The sequence below is a fragment of the Nocardia amikacinitolerans NBRC 108937 genome, assembly GCF_001612615.1.
Lineage (GTDB): Bacteria > Actinomycetota > Actinomycetes > Mycobacteriales > Mycobacteriaceae > Nocardia > Nocardia amikacinitolerans.
This window is the reverse complement of record NZ_BDAU01000019.1, coordinates 298,937-304,936: the sequence shown is the minus strand read 5'-3', so window position 1 is coordinate 304,936 and position 6,000 is coordinate 298,937. Positions and strand designations below refer to the sequence as shown.

The following is a 6,000-nucleotide window of genomic DNA, read 5'->3' as shown; positions in this document are numbered from 1 at the left end:
CCAAGGCCGCCGGAACCACCATTTCTCTCCCGTCGATCCGTCAGCGCCTACCGGGAGGCGAAGAGCTGCAACGAGTTTGGTTGCGGCTGGGCGGGGGTACTGTGCCGGACAGCGGTCGCGCAGCTGAGGGGGAACACATGGTCATGGCGAGTACCTTGCGGAAGCTGTCGGCGCGACAGTTTCGGTTGATGACCAACGCCTACCCGGTATTCCTCATGGGCGGGGTCCGGATCGAGCATGTGGCGGACGACTGGTCCAGTGTCACGGTCCGGCACAAGGTGAGCGGGTGGAACAAGAACCACGCGGGTGCGGCGTTCGGCGGGATCCTGTCCATGATGACCGACCCGTTCTTCGGGTTGATGGCCCTCTGGCAATTGGGGGATGGCTATCGCGTCTGGAATACCACCGCCACAACGGAATTCGTGCGGCCGGGTCGCGGGCTGGTGCGCGTGACGATGTTGATGCCGCCCGAGGACATGGCGAAGATCCGCGGAAACCTGGAGGCGGACGGCGTCTCTCGCACCAACCACTCCGCCGAGCTCGTCGGCGCCGACGGCGAGCTGGTCGCGCGCACGAGCCAAGAACTATACGTGCGCAAGCACTCTCGGTGAGTCAGCGCAGCGCCGCGGCAGCCGCTTCGGCGATCGCCCCGGCGATCGCGCTCAACGCGGGGGAGTGCAACTTCCACTGCTGCCAGTAGAGCGGCACGTCGATGAACGAATCTCCGTCTATCGGAACCAGACTCGTCGGTGGGTCGGCGGCGGTCTGGAGGTCCGGCAGCATCCCCCAGCCGAGGCCGAGGCGAACGGCCGTGCCGAAGGCGGTGGACGAGGGGACGTAGTGGCGGGGCGGGTCGATCGGCTGCCGAGTGCGGCGGCGGAGGTGGCGGTCTTGGAGGTCGTCTTTGCGGTCGAACAGGACGACGGGCGCTGCGGCGTAGGCCTTGGCGGTGGGGCCGTCGGCGAACCAGGTCCTGGCGAACTCGGGGCTGGCCATCGGGCGATACCGCATGGCGCCGAGCTTGTCGACCTTGCAGCCCTGCACCGGCTTGGCGGTGGCGGTGATGGCCGCCATGACGGTGCCGTCGCGCAGCAGGGCGGTGGTGTGCTCCTCGTCCTCGCGGTGGATTTCGAAGCACACGCCGGGCGGCGCGTCGCGGAGTGCGGGCATCACCCACGTCTCGAGCGAGTCGGCGTTCACCGCGATGGGGAGGCGGATCGGGCGGTCGACGGGGTGGTCGGCGTCGCCGAGCTCGCGGGCGGTGTCGCCGGTGAGGAGGTCGATCTGCCGGGCAAGGCGCAGCACGGCGAGCCCGGATTCGGTGGCGCGTACCGGTTTCGTGCGTTGCAGCAGGATGCGACCGGCGGCGTCCTCGAGTGCTTTGATGCGCTGGCTGACCGCCGACGGAGTGACCCGCAGACTGCGCGCGGCCGCCTCGAAGGTCCCCTCGGTGACCGCCGCGTTGAGCGCCCTGAGCTGGTCGAGCTGCAGATCCATATTTAGAAACTGTAATGTTGCTTCAGAATCTTTAGCTTGTCTGGTTGGATGGCGCGGTCTTAGCGTCGATGGACGTGACAGTTGCCTCGGCGGGTTTCGCCACCATCTCCGGTTTGGGTTTCGGGTTGTCGCTGATCGTGGCGATCGGCGCGCAGAACGCCTTCGTGCTGCGCCAGGGTGTGCGCGGACAGCACGTCGCCGCGGTGGTCGCGGTGTGCGCGGTGTCGGACATCGTGCTGATCGCCGCGGGCATCGCGGGCTTCGGAGCGCTGGTCGAGTCGCTGCCCTCGGTGGTGACGGTGGTGCGCTACGCGGGCGCCGCGTTCCTCATCGGCTACGGCGTGCTGGCTGCGCGGCGCGCGATCTCCGGCGGCACGCTGAGCGCGGACGGGTCGGGCACGTCGGTGGCACTCGGCGCGACCGTCCTCACCTGCCTGGCGCTGACTTGGCTCAACCCGCACGTCTACCTGGACACGGTCCTGCTGCTCGGCTCCTTCGCCAACACCTACGCCCCGCCGGACCGCTGGTTCCTCGGCGCGGGCGCGATGCTCGCCAGCATCCTCTGGTTCGTCACCCTCGGCTTCGGTGCCCGCCTGCTCGGCCCGCTGTTCGCCCGCCCGACGGCCTGGCGGGTCCTGGATTCGGCGATCGCGCTGGTGATGTTCACCCTCGCCGCGGGACTGCTGCTTTCGAGCTGAGATACGTGGAAAGCGCGGAACTGCATGGGATCTCGCGCCTCTCCCAGAGCCTCACTGCCGCCGAACGAGTCGATGCCGTCTACTGTGAGAACCATCGCGCCGTCGAGGCGTAACCCCCTGAGTGTGCAGCTGGCGCCGCCGCGGGTGCGCAGCCGGAGCGCCCATCGGAGCGGCCGACTTTCTGCGGGCGCGTGGCCGACGATGGGGCCGCTGAGGAACGCCGTGCCCGCAGAGTCGTGACTACCGCCGGGTGAGCCTCGCAGTGCACCGCACAACGGCAACCTAGAACGACTTGTGCGGCACCCCAACCGTCAACCCGCCGTCGATGACGAACTCCGCCCCCGTCGAATACGACGACTCATCACTCGCCAAATACGTCACCAAGTTCGACACCTCGGCCGGATCCGCCGCCCGCCCTAGCGGGATCTGCAGGAAGTCCGCCGGAATCCCCTCGGTCATCGGCGTGCTGATCAACCCGGGGTGCACCGAATTCACCCGAATCCCGTACTGCGCCAACTCGAGCGCCGTCGACTTCGTGAGCCCGCGGACCGCGAACTTGGTCGCCGTGTACCCGTGCAGACCCGGGCTCCCGCGCATGCCCTCGACGGAGGAAATGTTGACGATGGATCCCCCGCCCGCCTCGATCATCGCCGGGGTCGCGGCCTGCATACCCAGGAACGTGCCGGTCAGGTTGATGTCGACGATGCGCTGCCACTCCTCCAGCGCGAAGTCCACCAGCAGGTTCCCGTTGACGATCCCGGCATTGTTCACCAGCACGTTCAGCGCGCCGAACCGCCGCACGGCCTCGTCGGCGGCGGCCTGCCAGTCCTGCTTCTGCCGGACGTCGAGGTGCACGTAGACGGCGTGGTCGCCGAGCTCCTCGGCCAGCGCCTTGCCCTCGTCGTCGAGAATGTCGCCGAGCACCACGCGCGCGTCCTCGGCCACGAATTTCCTGGCGTGCGCGGCGCCCATGCCGCGGGCTCCGCCGCTGATCAAGGCCACCTTGCCGGTGAGTCGCCCCATTGCGATACCTCCGTCCGTCGCGGAACAGTCGCCGGCGGAAGCCGACGTGAACACGTTACATAACTCCGGGGTGGTTAGGGCTCGAAGGCTCGATGGCACAGCGGAGAAGCCGCACAACCGTGTGGCATCATCGAATAGAACTTGTTTCAGTGACGGCTCGTCCCGGAGGAGGCCGACGATGGCGAACCGGTTCCGACGCTTGATCCGGCGCGCGGGCGTCCCCGACATCGCGGAGGTGCCGGGCGGCCGCTTGGTCGACCTGCCCGGCCGGGGACGCACCTACGTGGTCGACATGCCGGGACCCGAGGGGGCTCCCACGCTCATCCTGCTGCACGGCACCGCGAGCACCGCCTGCCTCACCTGGTTTCCGGCGCTGGAAGCGCTCGCCGAGCGGTACCGCGTGATCCTGTTCGACCAGCGCTGGCACGGCCGTGGCATCCGATCCCCGCGCTTCTCGGTGGACGACTGCGCCGACGACGTGATCGCCGTCGCCGACGCGATGGAGGTCGAGCGCCCGATCTGCGCGGGCTATTCGCTCGGTGGGGTGGTGACGTTGACGGCCACGCACCGGCATCCCGACCGCGTCGGCGGGCTGGTCCTGTGCGCGACGCCGTACCGATTCCGGGAGAAGTGGCGCGAGCAGGCGTTCCACCAGGCGTTCGGCGCGTTCGCCGACGCCATCGGACCGTATTCGCTGCGGCGCATCGACAAATTCGCGAGCACACTGTCGGAGCTGCCGGAACACACGTGGCCGCCGGGCGGCTTCGAGAAGTGGGCGCTGGGTGAGTTCCGCAGTACGAGCGGGTGGGCGCTGGCCCAGGTGATCGCGGAGGTCGGGCGCTTCGACGCGTCCGCCTGGCTCGACACGATCACGGCGCCGACTGCGGTGGTCATCACGACCCGCGACCGGGCGATTCCGGTCTATCGGCAACTGGAGATGGCGACCATGATTCCCGGCGCGACCATTCATCTCGCCGGTGTGGGACATGCGGGCTGCGTATTCGGTGCGGAGCGTTTCGTTCCCGCACTGCTGGACGGCTGCGCGTCGGTCACCGCGCGGACGTAGCGAAACCCGCTGCGGTCGACCCTGTTCGGCGTCGGTGGCGAACAGGGCGGGCTGGGATCACCTATGCGCGTGACTCAGTGCGCACTTCGTCGTCACCGCGATTCGTGTGCCGCGGAACGCAATTCGTCGATGATGCCCGGCACCGCATCGGCCATCGCGCTGAGATCCGGCACGAGCTCCTTGCAGGCGATGAACCCGAAATCGAGATCGCCGTTGTTGGACAGCACCGTGACGGTGAGCCCGGCCCCGTGGAATACCGGACCGAACGGATACATCGCGTTCACCTTCACGCCGAGGAAGTACAGCGGCATCGGCGGTCCCGGCACGTTCGAGACGACGAGGTTGTGCACCACCGGATGATGCTCGGCCAGCTTAAGCGACGAGTAGACCCGCGCGGCGAGCTGAAAGGTGTTGGGCGGAGCGTACTGTGACCAGTCCTGCAGGAAGTCGGCGCCGATGAGATCGTGCTCGTCCTTGGCGTCGCGGTTCGCCGCGGCCACCTTGCGCAGTCGCTCGACCGGGTCGGCGATGTCGGTGCCGAGCTCGGAGAACAGCGAGGAGACCTTGTTGATTCCGGCCTTGTGCCGGGAGGCTTCGTGCACCGACACCGGTACCGAGGCGATGAGCGAGCGATCGGGCAGTTCGCCGTGCTTGTCCAGATAGGCGCGCAGCACGCCGCCGACCACGGTCAGTACCACGTCGTTGACCTTCACGTCGAACGCGGTCTTGATCTCCTTGATGGCGGCCAGATCCGCCTCGGCGAAGGCGACCGTGCGATGCGGCGTGATGGCCTTGTTGAACGGTGTGCGCGGCGCGGTGAGCGGAATCGCCATGCCCGCCTGGTTGTTTCGCCGACGCTGCGCGAAACCGGCGAGCATGCCGACGGTCTTGGGCAGCATGCCGACGATGCCCGCCCTGCCGGGCAATCGAACGGCCGCCTCCGCCAACAGTTTCCAGTCGTTCGGCGCGGACTCGGGCTTCCATTCGTCGGTCGGCTCCGGACGTGTCACGCCCGGTTCCATGTCGCACAGGTGCATCATCATGTTGGTGCCGGTGATGCCGTCCACGGCGGCGTGGTGGTACTTGCAGATCACCGCGACCTTGTCGCCGTCGATGCCCTCGACGACGTTCATCTGCCACAGTGGGCGGTCGCGGTCCATCGGCCTGCTGGCGATGTCGCCGACCAGTTCGGCCAGTTCGCGCCTGCCGCCCGGACTCGGGATGCCGATGCGGCGGATGTGGTAGTCGAGATCGAAGTCGGGGTCCTCCACCCAGACCGGATGGTCCAGGTTGAACGGCACCTCGTGCAATCGCCGCCGCATCTGCGGAATCAGGGGCACCCGGCGACCGAGTTCGGCCTTGAAGGAGTCGAAGGAGTACCGCACGCCGTCCGCGGTCGGGTCGAGGATGAGCAGCGCGCACACGTGCAGATGCTGGGTCCCGGTCTCGAGGTAGAGGAAACTGGCATCCAATCCGGTTAAACGTTCCATAGCGAAAGCCTACTAGAACGTGTTCTAATTTTGGGCCGGATCCGGGGGAGATCGCTCACAGTGGTGGGCTCTATTGTCAACCTGGATAACGGGATTCATCGGATGAATGCCGTGGGATAGCCCGTCGTATCGGGTTCGAGTCCGATCGGTGACTCTCATGTGTGTTACCGCTAGTTCCATATATGTGTATGATCGTTGCTACACCAGCGCAGGAACCGGCGCACCG

6 protein-coding genes are annotated in these 6,000 nt (G+C 67.3%); 3 read left to right on the top strand and 3 right to left on the bottom strand.

Annotated elements, in window-relative coordinates:
- The coding region (locus NAM01S_RS16680; RefSeq protein ID WP_218018409.1) for a PaaI family thioesterase at positions 1-611 on the top strand (611 nt) is incomplete at its 5' end.
- A 1-nt stretch (position 612) separates the two neighbouring features.
- Here NAM01S_RS16680 and NAM01S_RS16675 read toward each other — a convergent pair.
- Positions 613-1,497 carry a LysR family transcriptional regulator ArgP gene (locus tag NAM01S_RS16675; protein WP_067786137.1) on the bottom strand — a complete coding sequence of 295 codons (885 nt, stop codon included), beginning with the start codon at positions 1,495-1,497 and terminating at the stop codon, positions 613-615.
- 68 nt (positions 1,498-1,565) lie between these two features.
- Here NAM01S_RS16675 and NAM01S_RS16670 point away from each other — a divergent pair, with 68 nt between their 5' ends.
- A complete protein-coding gene (locus NAM01S_RS16670; protein ID WP_067786134.1) occupies positions 1,566-2,195 on the top strand; it encodes a LysE/ArgO family amino acid transporter in 630 nt (209 codons plus the stop codon).
- Between the two features lie 282 nt (positions 2,196-2,477).
- Here the strand turns inward: NAM01S_RS16670 and NAM01S_RS16665 are convergent, their stop codons facing one another.
- A complete protein-coding gene (locus NAM01S_RS16665; protein WP_067786132.1) occupies positions 2,478-3,218 on the bottom strand; it encodes a glucose 1-dehydrogenase in 741 nt (246 codons plus the stop codon).
- A gap of 178 nt (positions 3,219-3,396) precedes the next feature.
- Between NAM01S_RS16665 and NAM01S_RS16660 the strand changes: the two genes are divergently transcribed.
- The gene (locus NAM01S_RS16660) at positions 3,397-4,284 is read left to right on the top strand and encodes an alpha/beta fold hydrolase (protein WP_067786130.1); all 888 of its coding nucleotides are present in this window, start codon (positions 3,397-3,399) and stop codon (positions 4,282-4,284) included.
- A gap of 92 nt (positions 4,285-4,376) precedes the next feature.
- Here NAM01S_RS16660 and NAM01S_RS16655 read toward each other — a convergent pair whose 3' ends face one another.
- Complete coding sequence (locus NAM01S_RS16655; RefSeq protein WP_067786126.1) at positions 4,377-5,774, bottom strand: WS/DGAT/MGAT family O-acyltransferase; 1,398 nt, start codon at positions 5,772-5,774, stop codon at positions 4,377-4,379.
- Positions 5,775-6,000 lie beyond the last annotated feature (226 nt).